Source organism: Hippea alviniae EP5-r (genome assembly GCF_000420385.1).
Lineage (GTDB): Bacteria > Campylobacterota_A > Desulfurellia > Desulfurellales > Hippeaceae > Hippea > Hippea alviniae.
In genome coordinates, this window is record NZ_ATUV01000001.1 from 952,547 (window position 1) to 972,825 (window position 20,279).

The window sequence follows — 20,279 nt, forward strand, 5'->3', positions numbered from 1 at the left end:
CTAAGTCAATTTTTCTATAATATTAAGATACTTGCGTATAACTATATCTTCGTTGAATTTTTCCTTTACAATCTCCCTTCCGATCTTACCCATTTTTCTTCTTTCGTCTTCTGTAAAGTTAACCATCTTTTCCATTTTCTCAGTCAAATCTTTAACATCTTTAGGTTTACATAAAAAACCGTTTACCCCATTTTTCACAGCATCTCTGCACCCTGGAACATCAGTTGTCACTACAGGTTTTTCCATACTCAGCGATTCTAAGATAACCTTAGGAACACCTTCTTTATAATAAGTAGGCAAAACTACACAATCAGCTTTAGCAATCACATCTTTTGGGTTATCTGTCTCACCTAAATATCTAACAACACCCTGCTTTTCCCACATTGCTAATTCACTTAAAGATACATACTCTAAATCATTTTCATCTACTTTCCCGACCAATAAAAAATTTACATCTTTATATTTGCTTTTAATAATGCCAGCAGCTTTAATATACTCTTTAACTCCTTTCTCTTTTAACATTCTACCTATAAATAGAAAAGTAAAGCGTTCTCCCTTTCTCTTTTGGTTAACAGCTTTGAAAAATTCAACATTAACGCCACTTCCCGGCAATACATCACTACTCCTATTATCGACAATACCCAATTCCAAAAACATATTTCTATCTTCGCTATTTTGAAAAAAAACGAATGAGTTTTTAAGTGCCACTTTGTACATACTTACTACAATCTTGGTTAATAAGGTTTGATTGGAAAAAACATGACCCAATCCTGTTATATTATTAATAGTAGGAATATTCAAAACTTTACAAACCAAATTTCCGTATATATTAGGCTTTATAGTAAAATGCAGAGCTATATCGGGTTTAATTTTCTTATAAATTTTATAATATTCCAACAATGTTTCAAAATCAACAAGGGGATTCTTACCTTTTCTATCCATCTTTATATCGTAAAATTTAAATCCCAACTTTTCTATCTCTTCGCTATATTTATCCTTAGGTGCAACTATAAATACATCATAGTGTTCAGAAAGTTTTTTGATTAAACCCAAACGAAAATTATATATAGACCAACATGTATTAGAACTTACAGCTACTTTAATACTCACAGACCTAAAACTTCTTTATATTTCCTAATTACTTTTTTTACAGAAAAATCATAAACTCTCTGTTTAACTTTCTTTTTATATAAATCGTATAAATCGTTATTTTGAATAAGAAAATTTATAGCCTCTACCAATTTACCAACATTACCTACAGGATAGAGTATACCGTATTCTGCAACCTCTATTCCATCATTATAATCAAGACGCTTAGAACAAGAAGTATTAGGAGAAAGTATCTCTCTTGGTCCACTAACACAATCACTGCTAACAACGGGAATACCACAAGCCATGGCTTCAACTAACACATTAGGGAAACCCTCTGTTTCACTTGTATGAACAAGCAAATAGGAATTTTTCATATATTTGTAGGGATTTCCAACACTTCCTAAAAAATGCACTCTCTCTTTTACACCCAATTTTTTCGATAAATATATCAACTTTTCCTTCTCTTCACCATCCCCAAGAAATAATGCTTCAGTATTCTCAGGTAAAAACTTTAAAGCCCTTATCAAATCTTTATTTCTCTTTAACTTTATAAGTCTTCCAACGGAAATCAAATATATCTTACCCGATTCAAAATCAAAATCCTCAACCTTTTCTCGGCTCATTTTCACTATCAAATCTACATCGTAAGGATTGTTTATAACAGCCTGTTTTATTTTTAGCTTTAACTTTTTATTCGCATCATTTTGCATACCTTTTGAAACCCATATTATTAAATCTGCTTTCGAATAAAAAATTTTTATCAAAAACAATCTTATAGAAACAAATTTACTTTTCTTATACCTACTTAAAGTTCCATGATTAACAATTTGAACACGATGTTTACTACCAAAAATCTTAGCTAACACATTAACATAATTAGCCCTATATAAATGACTTTGGATAAACTTTATTCTTTCTTTTTTTACATATTTTTTTAACTTAAAAGCCATAATAAAAGTAGATAAAACTTTTATCAAACCAGACTCATTACCCGACAAGTTAGACAGATATACAACCTTAACATTAGGGTTTATTTGATACTTTATATTTTTTTCTAACAAAATTATTTCAACACCACACTCTTTGCTTATCTCATTTGCAACGGTCGCAAGAACTTTCTCCGCTCCTCCATTAGAAAGAGAGTTAATCAAAAAAGCAAACTTATTCATATTTGAAGCAACTTTTCATACATTAAACCTATATATTTTACATCAAACCTTAACGCATGCTCAATTATTTCTTCTTTATCCCACTTATATCTTATCGCTGTTTCAACTGTATTTGCCAAATCATAAGTATCTTCACACTTTGCTAAAAACCCATTTACCCCATTTTTTATCACATCCACAGTTCCACCAGGACACCCAAAAGCTACTACTGGAATACCGCAAGCATTAGCTTCAAGAACCACATTGGGCAAACCTTCGTATCTTGAAGGCAAAATTAACAGGTCAGCTTGGCTCATGTACTTATACGGATTGGTTTTAAATCCCAATAAATGCACCCTTTTTTTTACATTCAAGCTATCTGCCAAGCTAATCACAGAGTTTTTATCTTTCCCATCGCCAATTATATACAAATGGTAATCTTTTTTCATTAAAGAGAGAGACTTTATCAATAAATCACATCCTTTTTGATACTCCATTCTACCTACGAATAGAAGTCTTCTATCGCCATACCTTAATAGTGAATCTTTACAAGCTGATTTACTTTTTATATTCTCAATATCAATAGGGTTGGGTATTACATGTATTATGTTAGGTTTTATGCCAAAATTCAAAATCAAGTCTCTTTTCATAAATTTAGATTGAGAAACGATTGCATTGAAGTTGTTATAAAACATATATAATATTTTATCAAAATGACGGAATTTTTCCCTTCTGTTATTTATACTTGGAATATTCGTCTCTCTTGCTATAAATTTTATTTCTTTTGGCAACAGCGGAATTAACATACCAACAATCAAATTAACATGGGCTATACCAGAAAATACCACATCTGGTTTAAGTTTCCTTAATGCAGTGTAAAGCTTCAAAATTCCGCTTTTTACATTTGGAGTATTTAATGTAATAATATCAATTGGCTTTCTTATGTATTATTCCATCTCATTTCTTCCATGAAATTTTATAAGAGTAACTCTATAACGACTAATATCCAAGCTATTTATAATGTTTATTAATACTCTTTGCGCACCACCAAAGTTTAACTGATGAATAACAAAAACAACATGTTTCATGATTTTCCCTTTCTCATCATACTTCTAAGTCTTCTTATTGGCCAATAAACCTTTCCAAAAATCATATTCAAAACGCAGAAATTTTTATATTTCAGAGAAGACACATCTATAAAACTCTCTTTATTCTTTTTAATAAAGTCTTCCATATTCTTAAAATCATCTTTTCCCATCTTATTAGGATGCAAACAAATAGTCCAAACACCAAAGGGCATAACTCTAAAATGCCACAATTGTTGAGGTATCCACTTAAAACCATACTTTACAAAAGGATACAAAGCTATACCATCACTTACGATACTTATACCCACTTCTCTTAAGGCAAGCAGAGTATTCTTATCAAAAGAGTGAGCAGGCGCTACCCATATATTAGGCTCTATACCATGCTCTTTAAATATTCTCATTCCTTTTTCTATTTTTTCTTTTTGTTCTTCATAAGACAAACCTGCAAACTCAGACCTATTATTTATAGGAACCAATCCGCTATTTTGAGTTACATATTTATGCTCATATCCATGTAAAGCTATATACCATCCTTTATCTTGCCAATCTTTAACCTTACTCCAAAACGAGCTGTCATAAGAATCACAAACAAGGTCACTATCTTTATTATTAGGTACAATAGCCACTATGGGCTTTATATTATACTCATCACATAACCTTTCAACTCGTTGCCATTTTTTTTTATTCATCGTTGGAGACGCATCATCAAATCTCACTATATACTTAGCACTCATAATGCTTACCTTATTATACGATTTATCTCCTTTTCCCACATTTTTACTATCTCATTAAAGCTATATTTTTTTGCTTTTTCTATTGCATTTTCAGAAAGCCTTTTTATAAGGTTATCATTTTTCACCAACTCTGACAGCTTTATTAAAAATTCTTCCTTATCTTGATTTCTCACCAACAAACCATCAATATTATCACTAATTATTTCAGCAGGTCCATAAGGGCAATCAAAACTTATAACAGCACATCCACAACTCATGGCTTCTATCAGAACATTTGAAAAAGCCTCAAATCTTGATGTCAAGGCAAAAATTTTTGCTCTTGCATAATATCTCTCTATATCCTTCACCCTACCAATAAGCCTTACTGAATTTTCTAATTTCTTCCCTTTTATTATATTCTTCAAATTTTCTCTTTCTTCTCCATCTCCAATTATATATAATTTGAATTTTTTTGCATCTAAGTTAGAATAAATATCTATAAGAACATCGAACTGCTTTACCTTATTCAACCTTCCATTAGACTTTCCACAAAGATCAAGCATATGGACGGTAATGTCGTCTCTCAAATCATAAAAAATCTCGCTTTTACATATGGTTAGTATATGCACTTCAAGCTTGGAACTGAAATAATTAGCTAATAAGCTCAAAACTCTTTCTGCTTCACCCATTCCAAGAGATGGTATAACAAAAAGCATTCTCATAATATTATCCTTTAATTTTATTTGAAACTTTACCAAGCAAAAACCTAATTTCCTTCTTAGCGGATATAATCACAAAAATAAAAAACATTAAAAGCTTCATAAATAGACCTTCATACTTGGAAAAACCATAGTATGAACATACAAAATTACAAATAAAGATATACAGAACAAATAGAATCAATGAAACGAGTACCTCTTTGTTTAAAAAATTTATATTTACTCTATATCGTCTTTTTACATCAAAAAATAAAACAACTCCACGCAAGAAGCCAGCAATGCTCGATACCAAAGATAAACCGAATACACCAAATAATTTAACAAAAAACCAATCAAGGAAAGCATTTAGTAAAACAAAAGGTAAACTCATAATTGTTATTGTTATTGTGTTTTTTTTAGATATATATAAATTACTCAGAATCTTATTGAACGGTATAGTAATCAACATAAAGGAATACCCCATCAAAGCCATAGAGGTCTTATTTGTAGACTCCGCGGTAAATCTACCATGCTGATATATAATAGATACTATATCTGAGGAAGCAACTATAAATAAAGCAATAACAGGCAGCATAACTTTAATAATAAATTTTATTATTTCGCTTATCTGAGACTCTAATCTCTTCGATTCAAACACAACAATCTTTTCTGAAATATAAGTAAAAGAAGAGTAAACTATTCCTTGCGTAGCTAATGCCGACACAACACTTATTAAATTAAAAGAATAACTAAGAGCTGACACATTACCAAAAGGTAAAAACGAAGCAAACGCCTTATCTACCATATTGTTCACAACCCCTATTAAATCAGATATAAACAATGGTACAGACACCACAAATGCTTTAAAAGTCTTAAGCCCAAAGTTAAAAGAAAAAGGGATTAAACCCCACACATTTCTACCCAAAAAATAAGAAATTAACAATACAAAAAAAGAAGCGACAGAAAAAGCTACTGGATACGATTTAGCTCCCTCAGTTGAAAACAATATAACAAGTATAGGTATAGCGAAAATATTAAAAGCAAAAAAAGGTAAAGAACTTTGCAAGAACATTCTCTCCGCTCTTAGAAAGGAGACAAACATATTTACCACTCCGCTAAATACCGAAAAGATGGTAAATATTCTTATATACTCATAAGAAAGAGATTTTAAATTAGCTGAAAAACCGGGGGCTAAAATAATTATAAAAAAATCAGGAAAAATAAAAAGTAAAGTATTCGAGACAAGGAGAAAAATAAGTGTTAATCCTAAGAAACTTTTAGTAAATTGTTTTGCAAGCTCTTCTTTTATCAACTTTTCTTCTAAATAAAAAGGAACTGCTACCAAAGAAAAAGATGATTGAACTGTATCAGCAAAAAATACCGCTGGTTCTTTAGCTATAACAATAGCATCAAATGCAGGAGTAGTCCCAAACAAAGTAGCGGTTATAATTTGACGAACAAAGCCAAGAATTTTTGACCCTAAAGTAAATAGAGTTATCCACAACGCACCGCTTATTATATTCTGTTTACTTGCTAATATTTTAGCCGACTTATGATTTCCTACCTTCTTGGTTTTATTCTGGTCCATATCAAAGTACTGTAAACAAAAAGATAAATACTAATAAAAAAGAATATTACCAACATCGAAAGAGATGTTCTACTTCTGAAGAGAAGGGCTAATACCTCAAAAGGCAATAGAGAAACCAAGATTACTAAAGAGCTCAAGTAATTAGTTTTCGTTAATTTTCTTGTCAAAATACTATGAAAATGCATTTTGTCAGGAGACATTGCAGGAGCACCTTTCAATATTTTTCTTCTATAGAAAGAGAAACAAACTTCCCAAACGGGATATATCATAACGGCAAGACAAAACCATGGAGAAATGCTACTATACTTAAAAACTATAGCTACTGAAAGCTCAGCTAACATAAACCCCAAAAAATAAGCGCCACCATCTCCCAAAAAAATCAACCCTTTAGGAAAGTTTAAAACAAAAAAACCAAAAGTAGCAACAGCAAGCATCACGCCAACTTTTAAAAGCTCATAATTATGCAAGAAATAAAGGGTAATATTAAAAATTATAAGGGCTATAATAGAAAACCCACTAGCCAAACCATTAAGTCCATCTATTATATTTATAGAATTCGTCACGCCTGCCACGGCAAAAATAGTAAACAATATAGAAACCATGTAAGGTAAACCAACAAAACCAAGATTTTCTACTCTAAACCCTGTAAGTAAAATGGCCAGGACAGCTGACAAAAAAGCTAAAAAAAGTCTGACAGAAGGTTTTACACCCCCTTTTAAATCCTCAAAAATACCACCAAAAAGGACAGGTAAAGATGAAATAAACAATTTTAACCCTATTCCATTGCAAGCTAATAAAGTTCCTACAAAAAAGGATAGAGCCACACCTATACCACCAGCTCTGGGGGTATCTTTTTTATGGAACTTCTGAGGCTTGTTTTCTCTTCCTTTATCTAAAAATATGCCCTTGCTTTTAGATATATGCCATATAAAAAGATTTAAAACTAAAGACAGATAAAAAACTAAAATCAATACAACTGAAGTATTATTCAATTACAATATTCTCCTGACTACAAATCAGATTTCAAATTCAATGCATCTAATAAAAATAAAAACATCCAATTCATATTACAGTTTATAATATTTTTTTCCTTTTGAAGTTGCAAGATTTTACAATATTTTACGATGCTTCTTAATTTTTTTGAATTTTACTCCAAACTTTGTAATAATGATCCTTGCAGCGATAACTCTTTAAAAGAAAATGTAAGAGGAGGAGATGTGTTATGAAAAGGATAGTTTTGGTTGCCGTAATAGCTATCCTACTTGCAACATCAACAAAAGCAGCCGAAGTTTCGGTTATATCAACATCATTCGAGATAAAAAAATTGGTAAATTGCGACAGGGTAAATATGACATTCAAGGTATGGGCTGAAGGAGACAACTACACAGAAGCCCTAAAAAGATTAAAGCCCATAAACAACGAGTTTGTGGGCTTTTTGAAGAAGATTTACGCTTCAAAATCGATAAAAACAGTTTCAGGTTATAACTCATCAAAAATGGCTTCTATTATAATAACGGTAAACAGCGACAAAATAAACTCAACGGGCAGAGTTCTAAATTACATATCAAACAGACGCTTCCCGTATAAAACAGGCATAACAACAGTAAACATAAAATACACACTATCGGATAAAAAGGAGACAGAGATAAAAAACGAGATATTCAAAGAAGCCCTTGTAAAATGCAAAAGACTGCTATCAATAGTAAACAGCACATTAAACAGTAAATACAAGATTGGCTCCATAGATGTAAAATACTCACATCCGTTTTTTATCAGAGAAGGAAATATTAGAGCATTCTCAAAAAGCAGTCCAAACTCCAACTTCTCTCTATCATCTGGCCAAAAGCTGATAAAAGCCAATGTGAGATTTTCGGCTATCTTAACGCTAAAATGAGAGCTATAGTCGTAGGTGGTGGAATCTCTGGTGTATCTGCTGCATATCTTATAAAAAAATACACACCCTACGATGTTCTGCTTATAGAAAAGTCTAACTTTGGCGGCAAAGCTCAAAGCATAAGAAAAGAATCATATCTAATAGAAACAGGCCCAAACGGATTCTTAGAGAACAAAAAAGAGACAATAAAACTCATTGAAGAGAGCGGCTTTGAAAACAGTATAATAGAGAGCAACGATGAAGCAAGAAGACGGTTTATATTCTCAGACGGCAGACTAAAAGAGATATCATCAAACCCACTGAAGCTGTTTAGCTCGGGCTTGTTAAGAAAAAAATCCATTTTAAACATACTAAAAGAGCCATTTATAAAACCTATAATTGAAGATGAAACTGTTGAAAATTTTGTAAAGAGAAGATTGGGCGAAGATTTTTTAAACAAAATCATAGGGCCTATGGTTTGTGGTGTCTTTGCAGGTGATCCGGCTATTATGAGCATGGAGTCAAACTTTAAAAGGATAAAAGAGATAGAAAAAGAGCACGGCTCTTTAATTAAAGGCCTTATAAATCTTATGAGAAACAAAAAGGCAAAGGCTTCTTCGGCATCTGGTGGATTTGACTCAAAACTGCTCTCATTCAAAGACGGTATAAGCAGTTTTATAGAACATCTAAACAAAGATATAGATAAAACAAACGATGAGATAATATCAATAAAAAGCGAATCAAAAGGATACACACTATTTGGCAAAAAATCAGAATACAAAAGCGATATAGTCATATTTGCCGTTGAATCATACTCGCTTGCAAACATTCTAAAAAACACAGATTTAGAGACATCAAAACTTCTAAACCAGATACCGTATGCACCAATGGCTGTTGTAGCCTTAGGGTTCAATAAAAACAAACTTCCAGATATAGTAAACTCATTTGGATACTTGTTTGCCCTTGATGAGATTAGAGATGTTATAGGTGTTCTGTTCGATTCAAGTATATTTCCGTTTCGCTCAACAGAAGATAAGTTTCTGATAAGACTAATGGTTGGCGGCGCATTGGCAAAAGAGAGCCCATTTAAGAAAAACCTATTCCAAATAGCAACAGAAGAACTCCAGCGTAGCGCTAAAATATTCGCTCCATTCGAGTTCTCATATAAGGTAATTCACAAAAAAGCCATACCGATATACACAATGCAACACAAAGAGATTATAGAAACAACCAAAGCGTTTGAACTAAAGCATAAAGGCATATTTATAACAGGAAACGCCTTTTACGGTATCAGTTTTAACGACTGCATAAAATCGGCTTATAATCTTTTAAAAAAAATAAAATAAAGGCAGGCAAAAAGCCTGCCAGGTTTTTACACATCGAAATAGAGATAGAACTCTGCAGGATGCGGGATAGAGTTGACATATTTGATTTCGTTTTCTCTTTTGTACTCAATCCAAGTTTTGATTAAATCTTCTGTGAAAACATCGCCTCTTAGCAAGAATTCATAGTCTTTTTCAAGCTCGTTTAGAGCTTCTTCTAAGTTTCTCGGCATCTTTTCAACCTTAGCGAGCTCTTCGGGTGGCAAGTCGTAAATATTCTTATCAAGTGGCTCACCTGGGTCAATCTTGTTGATTATTCCGTCAATTCCAGCCATGAGCATTGCAGTAAATGCAAGATATGGATTGGCAGATGGGTCTGGGAATCTCACTTCTATTCTTTTTGCCTTTGGAGATGGCGAGTACATTGGAATTCTCACAGCTGCAGACCTGTTTCTTGATGAGTATGCAAGGTTAATAGGAGCTTCAAAACCAGGAACAAGTCTCTTGTATGAGTTCATTGTTGGGTTTGTAAAAGCGGCCAAAGCCTTGCCGTGCTTCAATATACCACCAATGTAATAAAGGCCTATTTCACTTAAACCTGCATAACCGTTTCCAGCAAACAAAGGCTTGCCATCTTTCCATAAACTCTGATGCGTATGCATACCTGTTCCGTTATCACCGGCTATAGGCTTAGGCATAAATGTTATTGTCTTGCCATACATAAATGCAACATTTTTTGCAATGTATTTATACTTCATAACATTGTCAGCCTGCTGTAAGAGTGATGCATACTTTATATCTATCTCAGCTTGACCAGCAGTTGCAACTTCGTGATGATGTGCTTCAACTTCTATGCCAGCCTTCTCAAGCTCAAGCACTATCTCACTTCTTAAATCCTGCAGACTGTCAAGCGGCGCAACAGGGAAATAACCTTCTTTATGTTTTATCTTATATCCGAGATTTGGGTCTTCATCTTTACCAGAATTCCAGATACCTTCAACAGAGTCAACAGCATAGTAAGATGTATTTGGTTTTACATCGTATCTAACATCATCAAGTATAAAGAACTCAAGCTCAGGACCAAAGAATGCAACATCTGCAATACCAGAAGATTTTAAGAATTCCTCTGCCTTTTTTGCTATCGCCCTTGGATGTCTCTCATAAGGCTCTCTTGTTATTGGGTCAACGATATCGCAGATAATATTGAGTGTTGCAACTTCAGCAAATGGGTCCATAAATGCCGTTGCTGGGTCCGGCATTACGAGCATATCACTCTCGTTTATACTCTTCCACCCTCTAATTGAAGAGCCGTCAAAACCTAAACCTTCTTCGAAAACTTCTTCTGTAAACACATGTGCAGGAACGCTAAAATGCTGCCATGTTCCAAGTAAATCAACGAACCTTACATCAACAATCTTAATGTCTTCTTCCTGAATCTTTTTTACGATTTCTTCAACCGTCATACCTTTTACCTCCACTTAAAGTTTTGTCGGTTTTAGAGCAAAAGCAGTTCCATTACTGTTTTAATAGGAATTTTTACAAACTTAACGCCTTTTAAAACATTTATGCTTGCTATTTTGAATACATTTTTGTAAAATTGACAACACTATGATAGTGCAACAGATAAATATAAAAGAAGGATATCTGAACATTATCCACGAAGCAAGCAAAATATTAAGTAAAAAGAACACACTAAACGAATCACTTAAGGAGATATTGAAAATCTTATACTCATACTGGGATGCTCCAATCTCATTTGTCGTGTTATATGATGAGCAGATAGGTGCATTGAAAATAGCAGAAAGTTTTGGTATGACAAAAAAGGAAGTATCTAAAGGTGTATTCAAAAATGGAGAGGGTGTTGTTGGAAGTATCTTTAAAAATGAACTACCAGCTGTTATTTACGACATAAAAAACAATCCAAAATACCTAAACAAAACAAAATTAACGAAAAGAGTAAGTGAAGAGCTTGTATTCTTGGGCGTTCCTATAAAGGTTGGTGGAGAGAAGTTCGGAGTTTTATGCACATACAAAGAGAAATCAAAGGGATTCTCCCACGATGACGCAATAAAGATGCTTTCAACACTCGCAACATTGATTGGTTTGACAAAAAAGATGTATGAGAGAATGGAAGAAGAGCGTAAATACTGGCAGGAAGAAAAAGAGATTCTTTTAAGCACAATAAGCAAAGAAGCAATAGCCTTAAACGATATAATCGGTGTATCTGATGCAATCTCTAATTTAAAAAAGGTCTTGCTCAAAGTTGCAACAACAGATTCAACAATTCTAATAACAGGAGAGAGCGGAACAGGAAAAAGCTTAATAGCAAAAACGATACATAAACTAAGTCCGAGAAGGGATAAGCCATTTGCAACGATAAACTGTGCAGCCATACCAGAAAATCTATTAGAAAGTGAATTGTTCGGATATGAGAAAGGTGCTTTTACTGGTGCTACATCAAGAAAAAAAGGCAAATTCGAGCTTGTAGATGGCGGAACGCTATTTTTGGACGAGATAGGAGATATGCCATTAACACTTCAAGCAAAGCTGTTAAATGTGCTTCAGGATAAAGAAATTTCAAGATTGGGAAGTGAGCAAACTATTCCTATTAATGTAAGAATCATTGCAGCAACAAACAAAGATATAGAAAAATTAATAAAACTCGGGCATTTTAGGGAAGATTTGTATTACCGTCTCAATGTTATACCAATACATGTGCCACCTTTAAGGGAAAGAAAAGAAGACATACCGATACTGATAGATTACTTCTTAAAAAAGTTTAACAAACAATACAAAAAAAGAATCGGCATAACCAAAGAAGCAGTAAAGATAATGGTTAACTACAGATGGGGCGGCAATATAAGAGAACTTGAAAATACCATTGAAAGGCTCGTAATTATGAATGACAAAGATATAAAAGAAGACGACTTGCCAACATACATAAAAGACGAAGCAGAAGAGCCAACAATCCAACAGCCATCGACTTTAACAGACATACCTTCAACCATAGAGTCAATAGAGAAACAGCAGATACAAGACGCCTTAAAAAAAGTTGGTTATGTAAAATCAAGGGCAGCAAGGCTTTTAGGTTATACAATCAGACAGCTTGATTACAGAATCAAAAAATACGGTATAAAGATACAGAAGTTTTAATGTCTATAGATAAAGGCAAGAATCTTCGCTATGGCTTCGTATAGCTCTTCTGGTATCTCTTCGTTTAGTTTGAGTTTATAGAGACTCTCAGCCAATTGTGGGTCTTTCTCTATGTGTATGTCATACTCTTTTGCTAACTCTTCTATTTTCTGAGCCAAATATCCCCTACCCTTTGCAACAACCTTGGGTGCGTTATCTTCACCTTGAAGATATCTCAATGCAACGGCCTTTTTATTTCCTTCCATCAATACTGCCTTTTTATGCTAAATAAACCAGTAAGATTGAGTGTTATCCAGAAACCTTTGTTTAAATGAGTGGAATAGTTGCCATTTGAGTCTTCTTCTGCAACTCTGTTGAGATAGAAGTCTATGCCTATACCCCAGCAGTCTTCAGTGTACATAAAACCAAACTTTCTCTCTGGAAAGTAATGATGCATTATGCTTTTTTTGGCTTCAGTATAGAGATAAAGCTCCTTTATCGGATAGACATAAACTTTAGAATTTACTGTCTCATCTTCAAGGTTATAGTCGGAATCTCTTGCCATAGAATAACCAATACCAAAACCTGCTCTTTTACTTGAAATATCCAAACTCTCTGTTGAGTCGGTAAATAGATGCTTTTTAAAGAAGTAGTGAGCCTTTGAAGTCAAAGAGAGAAAGTTAAACGGCCTTATAGTTGTCTCTTCATATACCGGTGGGAATGGCGTGTCGTATTTCTTAATAAAATCATACTTAACAATGAGCTTGTTATAAAAGACATCCCTATAAATAGGGTTATCTTTGAACAGATATTTTGCCGTTAAGTTATTCTCAAGCGTAAAGGTTATAAGGTTTGTTTTCGGATAGGTATTCACAAAATCCGGAAAATCTTGAGACCTTTCTGGAATATACTCATACTCAACTGTTGGTTTTATTGTGTGTTTTAAACCTTTAAACCCTTCTGTATTATCATTTAGAAAGACACCAATAATTTGCGTGCTTGATGAGATGATATAATCCGGAATAAAAGAGCTCTTATAATGCTTATCATTATCAGGAGCATTTCTCCACTCAGACCAGAGCCTATGAGCACCAACCTTAGGCGTAATATTAAAATATGAAACCTTAAAAGGATAATAGAGAAAACCAGAACTATCTGTATAAACGCCCCTTTCTCCTTTTATCCTAAACTCATTTGCAATAGTCTGAGTAAAATCAAGCGTTAAATTTTCATAAAGTTTTTTCCCAGTGATACCAAATTTAACAACAGGCAAGTCTTGAAGTGTTTCTTTATTATTTTCAGAAACTAAATCTTGTCTATAATTTCCATAAACAGAGAAGAAGTACTCATTATGAGAAAGATAATACGACGCAGTTGATACGGTATATCTATCACCAGAAAGTTCTATATTGCTCTGATTTATAACCCTAAGATTGTTTTTATTGTTTACAATGTTGAGCTTATAATTAAATCTTCCGTATTTTCCAAAATCAGCCCACTGTGTTGCTTTAAGGTTAATCCTTGTATGCCTACTACTGCTGCTTTTGTATGGTGTTTTCTCTTTAAATACCGTCACTTGCCATCTGCCCTTTGAATGCCTTGTCCAATAAAATCTATATTCAGCTGAGATGCCGTTTCCCTTTTTCGTGTATGTAAATGGATAGAGTGTTATATCCTGAGACGGGCTAATATTGATAAAAAACGGCTGAATATATACAGTTCCCTTACCTGAAGAGACGCCAAGCTGCGGCATTAAAAAACCCGTTTTTCTTTCCTTAGACAAACTTCTATGCAAAAAAGGTAAGACAAATACAGGAACACTTCGTGCTCTTAAAATAATAGGATAAGACAAAAGATAATCATCTTTAACTATGTAAGTATTGGATGCACTTACAGTCCACTTCGGATAACATCTACTATTAAAATTCAAAAATTCGTCGCATTTACAACTTGTGATTATCCCGTCTTTTATAAAGTAATGATTTTTATCATACATAATTATCTTCTTAGCTTTAACATACAATCCATTGCCCTTTATAAACATAATCGCATTCTTTATAAAACCTTGATAGGTTGAGTAATTTATTTTAGCATAATCGCCCTTTATCCAGTTTCCCTTGGAATCTTCTAAAAACACATTGCCTTTGGCTTCTGCAACAGATGAGTTGTCATTGTATGCAATAGTGTCGGCTTTAAGCGAGTATTGAGAGTCATAAACTATACAATTGCCGTATGCATAGTATGTAGAAAGCCCTTTATTATAAGAAATGTGGTCAGCTTTTATATGGACAACACTATCAGCAAAAACCCTTAAAGGGACAAATAAAAAAAAGAGAAGGACAAAAATTTTTATACCCTTCATCATGCTTTTAAGTATATGCGTTTAATTGGCTTTTTGCAACTCAATAATATAATAACCCTTCAAACGACTAAATAATTTTATCATTTAACTAATTAAATTAGAAAATTGATTTTAAATTTTAAGTCAGATATTATCTCACTTGAGCTAACAAAAAGAAAATTTTATGTATGTTGGGAGGTTTTTATGAAAATATTACATGCGATAGGCGGAGCTGCAATAGGAGCAGCATCCTTAGGAGCTTTAACTTTAAAACTATTCCAAACACAAATGGTAAAAGAGATACCATCACCAAAAAACTTTGAAGAAACATGTAAAGCCATCGAAAAGGTAATACCCCAGTTTTCAAACAGTGGTTGGGGTTTTCCTTTTGAAAAATGGAATTTCTACAAAGTCTTCGAAGACAGAAACATTGATGTTCCAAACATCAGAAAACTAACAGTTTATTTTGTTTGTAATGCGAATTTGGCAGCAAGGGTAATAAACACAAACAATGCAATGGCTGGAATTATGCCATGCTCTTGGGCTGTTATGGAAAAAGCAGACGGTAAAACCTATATTTCAAAAATGAATATAGGATTAATGGCAAAGATGTTTACTGGAGAAATTAAAAAGGCAATGCTCGAAGTTGAGAAAACAGAAAAAGAAATGTTCAAAAGAATATTCTCATAAAAAGCAAAAAGCCGGGCATAATGCCCGGCAATCCCCTATACTTCTACTCCTACCCTTAGGCCACCCCAATGCTTGCCTTCAACATAAATAGGAACTGAGACATCATACATAGCATTTCCTGTGTCCCTTAAATATGTCTGAACAAGTAAAGGTTCTGTGTTCCTTGCACTTGCTAAACCAACAGGGTCATCAAATTTTCTTTTTGACCTATTACCTATTAAGTCTTTCTCATAATCACCTGTTAAAGGTTTGTCGTAGATAGAGTTGTGAGCAGCGGCATATCCATTATTGTCAACTAATAAGAAATACTTAAATTTGTTGTTCTTTGCCAAATATTTATCCTCAATGGGCTGAATATACTTTTTAACAAAATCAGTAAACCTTGTCTCATACTTTTGAGGATTTGTATTAGGAACAGGCACATAATTTCTATCCCAGATATCAGCCGAAGATATAACACCGTTTTTAATTGCATCCTCTATAGTTTTCTCTATTTCTGCTTTTGCCTCTCTCAACAACTTATATATATCCTCCATCGGGTGGTCTATCCTCAGTTTTTGTAAAATCTTAAAAGCCTCATCAGAAACCTCACTTAAGTCCACACTTTGATTTGCTACATCATTAAGACTATTCACAACTTCACGAGTAGATTGAGTTACTGTGGTTACTGTTTGGGTAACCTCTTCAATTGAAGCAGATTGCTCTTCAATAGCCGCTGTTATATTGGAAAGCATCTGAGACGCTTTTTGAATTTCACCAACAACACCTTCAAATGTATCCTTTATTTTTACGGCTTCTTCTCCACTTTCCTTTATTTTGTTTGCAATAATTAGGTTCTGTTCAATAAGTTTCTCGGCATTTGCACTTACAGTTCTTATCATTTCATAAATTTCAGAAGCATTAGCCTGTGTTTTTTCTGCAAGTTTTCTTACTTCATCGGCAACAACGGCAAAACCACGACCAGCTTCTCCTGCTCGTGCTGCTTCGATGGCTGCATTTAGAGCAAGTAGGTTTGTCTGGTCTGCTATGTCATTTATAACATTAACTATGTTAGAAATATTCTTTAGATTATCTCCAAGTTCGTCTATAAGATGCCTTCCACTCTCCATCATTTCGACATTATTCTGCATCGTATTCTCAACATTTACAGCTATTTGCAAGACCTCTTTTGATGCTGCTTCTATTTCACTCATAAAATTACTAAACTCTTCAATATTCTTTGAAATATCCGTTACAGCATACGAAGCATCTTTCATTGTTGCATTAATTGCATCGAACTGAGCCATATTCTCATTAATTGCTTCAATGGTTTTCTTAAGTTCATGATTAAACTTAGCGTTAAACACACTTGCTTTACCTGCAGCGGTTATAAGCTTTCCAACAACACCATGAATAAAATCTTTGAATCTCTTAACAAATGTTTCAACAAATGGAATTCCTGGAGTTTTAATCTCTTTTAATAAATCTATTCTTTCATCTTTGAGCAGCTCTCCAAATTCTTTATTTATCTTACTGAAGTTTGATATAAGTTGAACATAGTAGTACCATAGGTTGGCAGCAGTAAAAACAACTGACGCCAAAACAAAAAACAAAAGAAAATGATTTAAGAATGTTTCCCTAAAAAATAGATAACCGAGAAGACCGCCTAAAAAATAAAGCAAAAAACTTACAGCTGTAAAAACAAACAGCCTAAACAACATCGTGTAACCCTCCCACTACAATTTTAAACCGATTGAATCTATCAAACTCATACTTTAAATTCAAGTTAATAATAAAATTACCGATAGCACAACAACGCATAGCATGCATACGGCTTCCAATATAACCCTTTTCAAAAGTTTGACAAGGCAAACTTAGAGTGATATAAAAGAGTCAACTTCATTGACTATTGGCCATATAGTTCAATGAAGAGCCAAACGCTTAAGCGTTGGCAATAGATTTTTGTGTTGAGGTGTATTTTTATGGTTAAGACGCTTTATGTTGGAAATCTTCCCTACGCAACGACGGAGGAAGAGCTCAAGGAATTATTTGGGGAGTATGGTGAAGTAAGTTCAACTAAGATTATCACCGACAGAGAGACAGGCAGGTCCAGAGGATTTGGATTTGTCGAGATGGATTCAGATGCTGCTCAAAAGGCTATCGAGTCATTAAATGGAACAAGCTTTGGCGGAAGAAACTTAAAGGTTAACGAAGCCAGAGAGAGAAAGCCACGCAACAGATTCTAACAAAACTCAAACAGGGCAGGTTTAACCTGCCCTTTCAATATCCTTCTCTTACTCTTCTATTTTAAACACTTCTTTTATAGCCTGCTTGAAAGCTTCTTTTGGAAGTGCTCCAACTGCCATTTGCGGTTGCTCATTTAAAGGAACAAAAAGTAATGATGGTATGCTTCTGATGCCAAATACCGCAGCAAGTTCCTGTTCTTGGTCAGTGTTAACCCTATAAAACTTAACTTTTCCATCATACTCTTCAGAAAGCTCATTTAAGATTGGTTCAACCATTTTGCATGGCCCGCACCAGTCTGCATAAAAATCGATGATACAAGGCACATCACCCTTGTAATGCCAATCCTTGCTCTCTTCCCAGTTAAAAATCTTCTCCTTAAAATCCTGCGTCGTTAAATTTTCAACCATCAACATCCTCCATACACAAAAAATTCGTCCATAAGGCTAACATACAACTATCTCATTGTCAAACCCATCAACCTGTTATAAAATGTCTTTATGTTTGAGATTGGAAGTTTGACTCTGCTTAAGGGCATAGGCATTTTTACCTTAGGCATAATTGTCGGATTTATAAATGTGCTGGCAGCCGGTGGTTCTTTTCTTACCCTTGCCTTTTTGATAGCAATAGGCCTGCCACCAAATGTAGCAAATGGAACAACAAGAGTTGGACTCATTATTCAAAATGTATTCGCATCCTTAAATTTTCACAAACTCAAGATATTAAAAGTAAAATTTGCATTTTTAATGGGCATACCCGCAATAGCTGGAGCGCTCTTTGGAAGTTATATAGCAACCTGCACACCCAATGAGATTTTAAAGAAAATCATAGCCGTTTTAATGGTTCTAATAAGCTTAATTACAATATACAAGCCGGACAAGTTTATAAAAAACAGAGACTTCAGTAAAAAAAAGTGGGTTTTTATGATTATAGCCTTTTTCTTTATAGGTATCTATGGCGGATTTATTCAGGCAGGTGTAGGGTTCTTCATAATCACAGCATCAATATGGGGCGGATTCAACATGGTTGAAGCAAACTCAATAAAAGTGCTCATAATCACACTTTATACGATAATGATTTTGCCTGTTTTTTTATTAGCCCATCAGGTAAATATACCCATAGGCATACTGCTTGGTCTTGGAAGTATAATCGGAGCAAAACTCGCAATCAATGTATCGATAAAGAAAGGTGATAAATTCATAAGGGCTGCACTGCTCATACTTCTTGTGATATTTGCAATAAAACTGTTTCTATTTTAAGGAGAAAAGGGCATGAAAATTTACATCGTCTCAATTGGAGAAGAGATACTCGAAGGCTCTATTTTAGACACAAACACAAACTATATAGCAAAACAGCTTACAAAAGAAGGATATAAGCCCGATGGCTTTTTTGCCGTTGGAGATAGTCTAAAAGAGATAGTCAGCCTATTTGAGAATCTAATCAAAAAAGAGTCTATAATCATAACGACAGGCGGATTAGGGCCAACATTTGACGACAACACAACCCTTGCCATTGCCAAAACCTGCAAAAAAAAGTTAAAACTAAACAGAGAAGCCTATTTTGATGTTTTGAAAAAGGTAAGAGCCAAAGGTGTAAAATTAAAACTTTCACATACACGACAGGCTTTTTTACCAGAAAGCTGCAAACTTATACCAAACAAACACGGGACGGCATCGGGAATATTTATCAAATGTGAGAATTCATACTTCATAAGTTTACCCGGCGTGCCAACAGAGATGAAACCGATGTTTGACAATTACTGCATAAACATAATAAAAGAGATAATCCCAAAAAAAGAGCTATTTAGAATGGATTTAAAGCTAATAGGTGTGCCAGAATCCGACATGGACAAATTTGTAAAGAGTATTAATACCGACAATGTGAAGGTTATATTGAATGCTATGGAAGGTGAGCTTGCAGTAAGGTTAATATCTCAAGACAAAAGCAGAATAGAACAGATAAAACAGATTATCGAAGATGAGTTTGGATATAGGTTATACTCCGATAAAAACGAGACAATCGAAGATGTGCTTTCTGAGACACTTGAAAAGCTCAATTTAAACATAGCATTCTTGGAGAGCATAACGGCAGGATATCTATCTCAACTTATGTATGATAAACCATCTTTTGTTGGAAGTCTCATAAGCGACAAAAACAGCGATATCAAAAATATATTCGAAGAAGCCGATATTTTAGCATGCCCGTGTAATCTCGTTGGAAACGAGTTTGATTTAAAAGTAAGGATAAATGACGAGAGGATAGAGACAACATTGAGATACTTAGGTAATATAAATTTCTTAAGAAAATCTATATCAAAAAGAACGCTTGGATTTATTTACGAGTGGCTTATGGAAAATTATGATTAATTGTG

The 20,279-nt window shown here is 33.8% G+C and carries 19 protein-coding genes; 7 read left to right on the forward strand and 12 right to left on the reverse strand.

Annotation, left to right across the window (positions count from 1 at the left end):
- The 7 genes from G415_RS0104930 to G415_RS09910 form a co-directional block, all read right to left on the reverse strand.
- Nucleotides 1-1,110: a glycosyltransferase family 4 protein gene (locus tag G415_RS0104930; RefSeq protein ID WP_022670501.1), complete on the reverse strand. Its 1,110-nt coding sequence runs from the start codon at nucleotides 1,108-1,110 to the stop codon at nucleotides 1-3.
- Complete coding sequence (locus G415_RS0104935; protein ID WP_022670502.1) at nucleotides 1,107-2,261, reverse strand: glycosyltransferase; 1,155 nt, start codon at nucleotides 2,259-2,261, stop codon at nucleotides 1,107-1,109. Before G415_RS0104935 ends, G415_RS0104930 begins: the two co-directional genes overlap by 4 nt.
- Entirely contained in the window at nucleotides 2,258-3,127 is an 870-nt protein-coding gene (locus G415_RS0104940) for a glycosyltransferase (RefSeq protein WP_022670503.1), read from the reverse strand. The genes G415_RS0104935 and G415_RS0104940 overlap by 4 nt, the downstream gene beginning before the upstream one ends.
- A gap of 197 nt (nucleotides 3,128-3,324) precedes the next feature.
- Nucleotides 3,325-4,062, reverse strand: coding sequence for a DUF2334 domain-containing protein (locus tag G415_RS0104950; RefSeq protein ID WP_022670505.1), 738 nt, complete (start codon nucleotides 4,060-4,062; stop codon nucleotides 3,325-3,327).
- A 5-nt stretch (nucleotides 4,063-4,067) separates the two neighbouring features.
- Nucleotides 4,068-4,763 (reverse strand): glycosyltransferase, encoded by a 696-nt coding sequence (locus G415_RS09905; protein ID WP_022670506.1) that lies wholly within the window; start codon nucleotides 4,761-4,763, stop codon nucleotides 4,068-4,070.
- A 4-nt stretch (nucleotides 4,764-4,767) separates the two neighbouring features.
- A complete protein-coding gene (gene murJ / locus G415_RS0104960) occupies nucleotides 4,768-6,327 on the reverse strand; it encodes a murein biosynthesis integral membrane protein MurJ (RefSeq protein ID WP_022670507.1) in 1,560 nt (519 codons plus the stop codon).
- On the reverse strand, nucleotides 6,300-7,319 hold the full coding sequence (locus G415_RS09910) for a glycosyltransferase family 4 protein (protein WP_081639333.1): 1,020 nt from the start codon (nucleotides 7,317-7,319) through the stop codon (nucleotides 6,300-6,302). Before G415_RS09910 ends, murJ begins: the two co-directional genes overlap by 28 nt.
- Nucleotides 7,320-7,549: 230 nt before the next feature.
- Between G415_RS09910 and G415_RS0104970 the strand changes: the two genes are divergently transcribed.
- Complete coding sequence (locus G415_RS0104970; RefSeq protein WP_022670509.1) at nucleotides 7,550-8,221, forward strand: SIMPL domain-containing protein; 672 nt, start codon at nucleotides 7,550-7,552, stop codon at nucleotides 8,219-8,221.
- The gene (gene hemG, locus G415_RS0104975) at nucleotides 8,218-9,546 is read left to right on the forward strand and encodes a protoporphyrinogen oxidase (RefSeq protein ID WP_022670510.1); all 1,329 of its coding nucleotides are present in this window, start codon (nucleotides 8,218-8,220) and stop codon (nucleotides 9,544-9,546) included. The genes G415_RS0104970 and hemG overlap by 4 nt, the downstream gene beginning before the upstream one ends.
- Before the next feature lie 26 nt (nucleotides 9,547-9,572).
- Here hemG and glnA read toward each other — a convergent pair whose 3' ends face one another.
- The gene (gene glnA / locus G415_RS0104980; protein WP_022670511.1) at nucleotides 9,573-10,985 is read right to left on the reverse strand and encodes a type I glutamate--ammonia ligase; all 1,413 of its coding nucleotides are present in this window, start codon (nucleotides 10,983-10,985) and stop codon (nucleotides 9,573-9,575) included.
- Nucleotides 10,986-11,130: 145 nt separating this feature from the next.
- Between glnA and G415_RS0104985 the strand changes: the two genes are divergently transcribed.
- On the forward strand, nucleotides 11,131-12,675 hold the full coding sequence (locus G415_RS0104985) for a sigma-54-dependent Fis family transcriptional regulator (protein ID WP_022670512.1): 1,545 nt from the start codon (nucleotides 11,131-11,133) through the stop codon (nucleotides 12,673-12,675).
- Here G415_RS0104985 and G415_RS0104990 read toward each other — a convergent pair.
- On the reverse strand, nucleotides 12,672-12,920 hold the full coding sequence (locus G415_RS0104990) for an EscU/YscU/HrcU family type III secretion system export apparatus switch protein (RefSeq protein WP_022670513.1): 249 nt from the start codon (nucleotides 12,918-12,920) through the stop codon (nucleotides 12,672-12,674). The two genes, G415_RS0104985 and G415_RS0104990, sit on opposite strands and share 4 nt — an antisense overlap.
- The gene (locus tag G415_RS0104995) at nucleotides 12,920-15,019 is read right to left on the reverse strand and encodes an LPS-assembly protein LptD (RefSeq protein WP_162138538.1); all 2,100 of its coding nucleotides are present in this window, start codon (nucleotides 15,017-15,019) and stop codon (nucleotides 12,920-12,922) included. Before G415_RS0104995 ends, G415_RS0104990 begins: the two co-directional genes overlap by 1 nt.
- Before the next feature lie 180 nt (nucleotides 15,020-15,199).
- Between G415_RS0104995 and G415_RS10740 the strand changes: the two genes are divergently transcribed.
- Entirely contained in the window at nucleotides 15,200-15,685 is a 486-nt protein-coding gene (locus tag G415_RS10740) for a DUF302 domain-containing protein (RefSeq protein ID WP_022670515.1), read from the forward strand.
- 35 nt (nucleotides 15,686-15,720) lie between these two features.
- Here the strand turns inward: G415_RS10740 and G415_RS11160 are convergent, their stop codons facing one another.
- Nucleotides 15,721-17,385 carry a methyl-accepting chemotaxis protein gene (locus G415_RS11160; RefSeq protein WP_022670516.1) on the reverse strand — a complete coding sequence of 555 codons (1,665 nt, stop codon included), beginning with the start codon at nucleotides 17,383-17,385 and terminating at the stop codon, nucleotides 15,721-15,723.
- Between the two features lie 261 nt (nucleotides 17,386-17,646).
- On the opposite strand from G415_RS11160, the gene G415_RS0105010 reads away from it, so the two are divergent.
- Entirely contained in the window at nucleotides 17,647-17,910 is a 264-nt protein-coding gene (locus G415_RS0105010; RefSeq protein ID WP_022670517.1) for an RNA recognition motif domain-containing protein, read from the forward strand.
- A 48-nt stretch (nucleotides 17,911-17,958) separates the two neighbouring features.
- Here the strand turns inward: G415_RS0105010 and trxA are convergent, their stop codons facing one another.
- Complete coding sequence (trxA, locus tag G415_RS0105015) at nucleotides 17,959-18,318, reverse strand: thioredoxin (protein ID WP_022670518.1); 360 nt, start codon at nucleotides 18,316-18,318, stop codon at nucleotides 17,959-17,961.
- A 90-nt stretch (nucleotides 18,319-18,408) separates the two neighbouring features.
- Between trxA and G415_RS0105020 the strand changes: the two genes are divergently transcribed.
- Both G415_RS0105020 and G415_RS0105025 read left to right on the forward strand, forming a co-directional pair.
- Entirely contained in the window at nucleotides 18,409-19,167 is a 759-nt protein-coding gene (locus tag G415_RS0105020; protein ID WP_022670519.1) for a sulfite exporter TauE/SafE family protein, read from the forward strand.
- Between the two features lie 12 nt (nucleotides 19,168-19,179).
- Entirely contained in the window at nucleotides 19,180-20,274 is a 1,095-nt protein-coding gene (locus G415_RS0105025; protein ID WP_022670520.1) for a competence/damage-inducible protein A, read from the forward strand.
- Nucleotides 20,275-20,279: the final 5 nt, after the last annotated feature.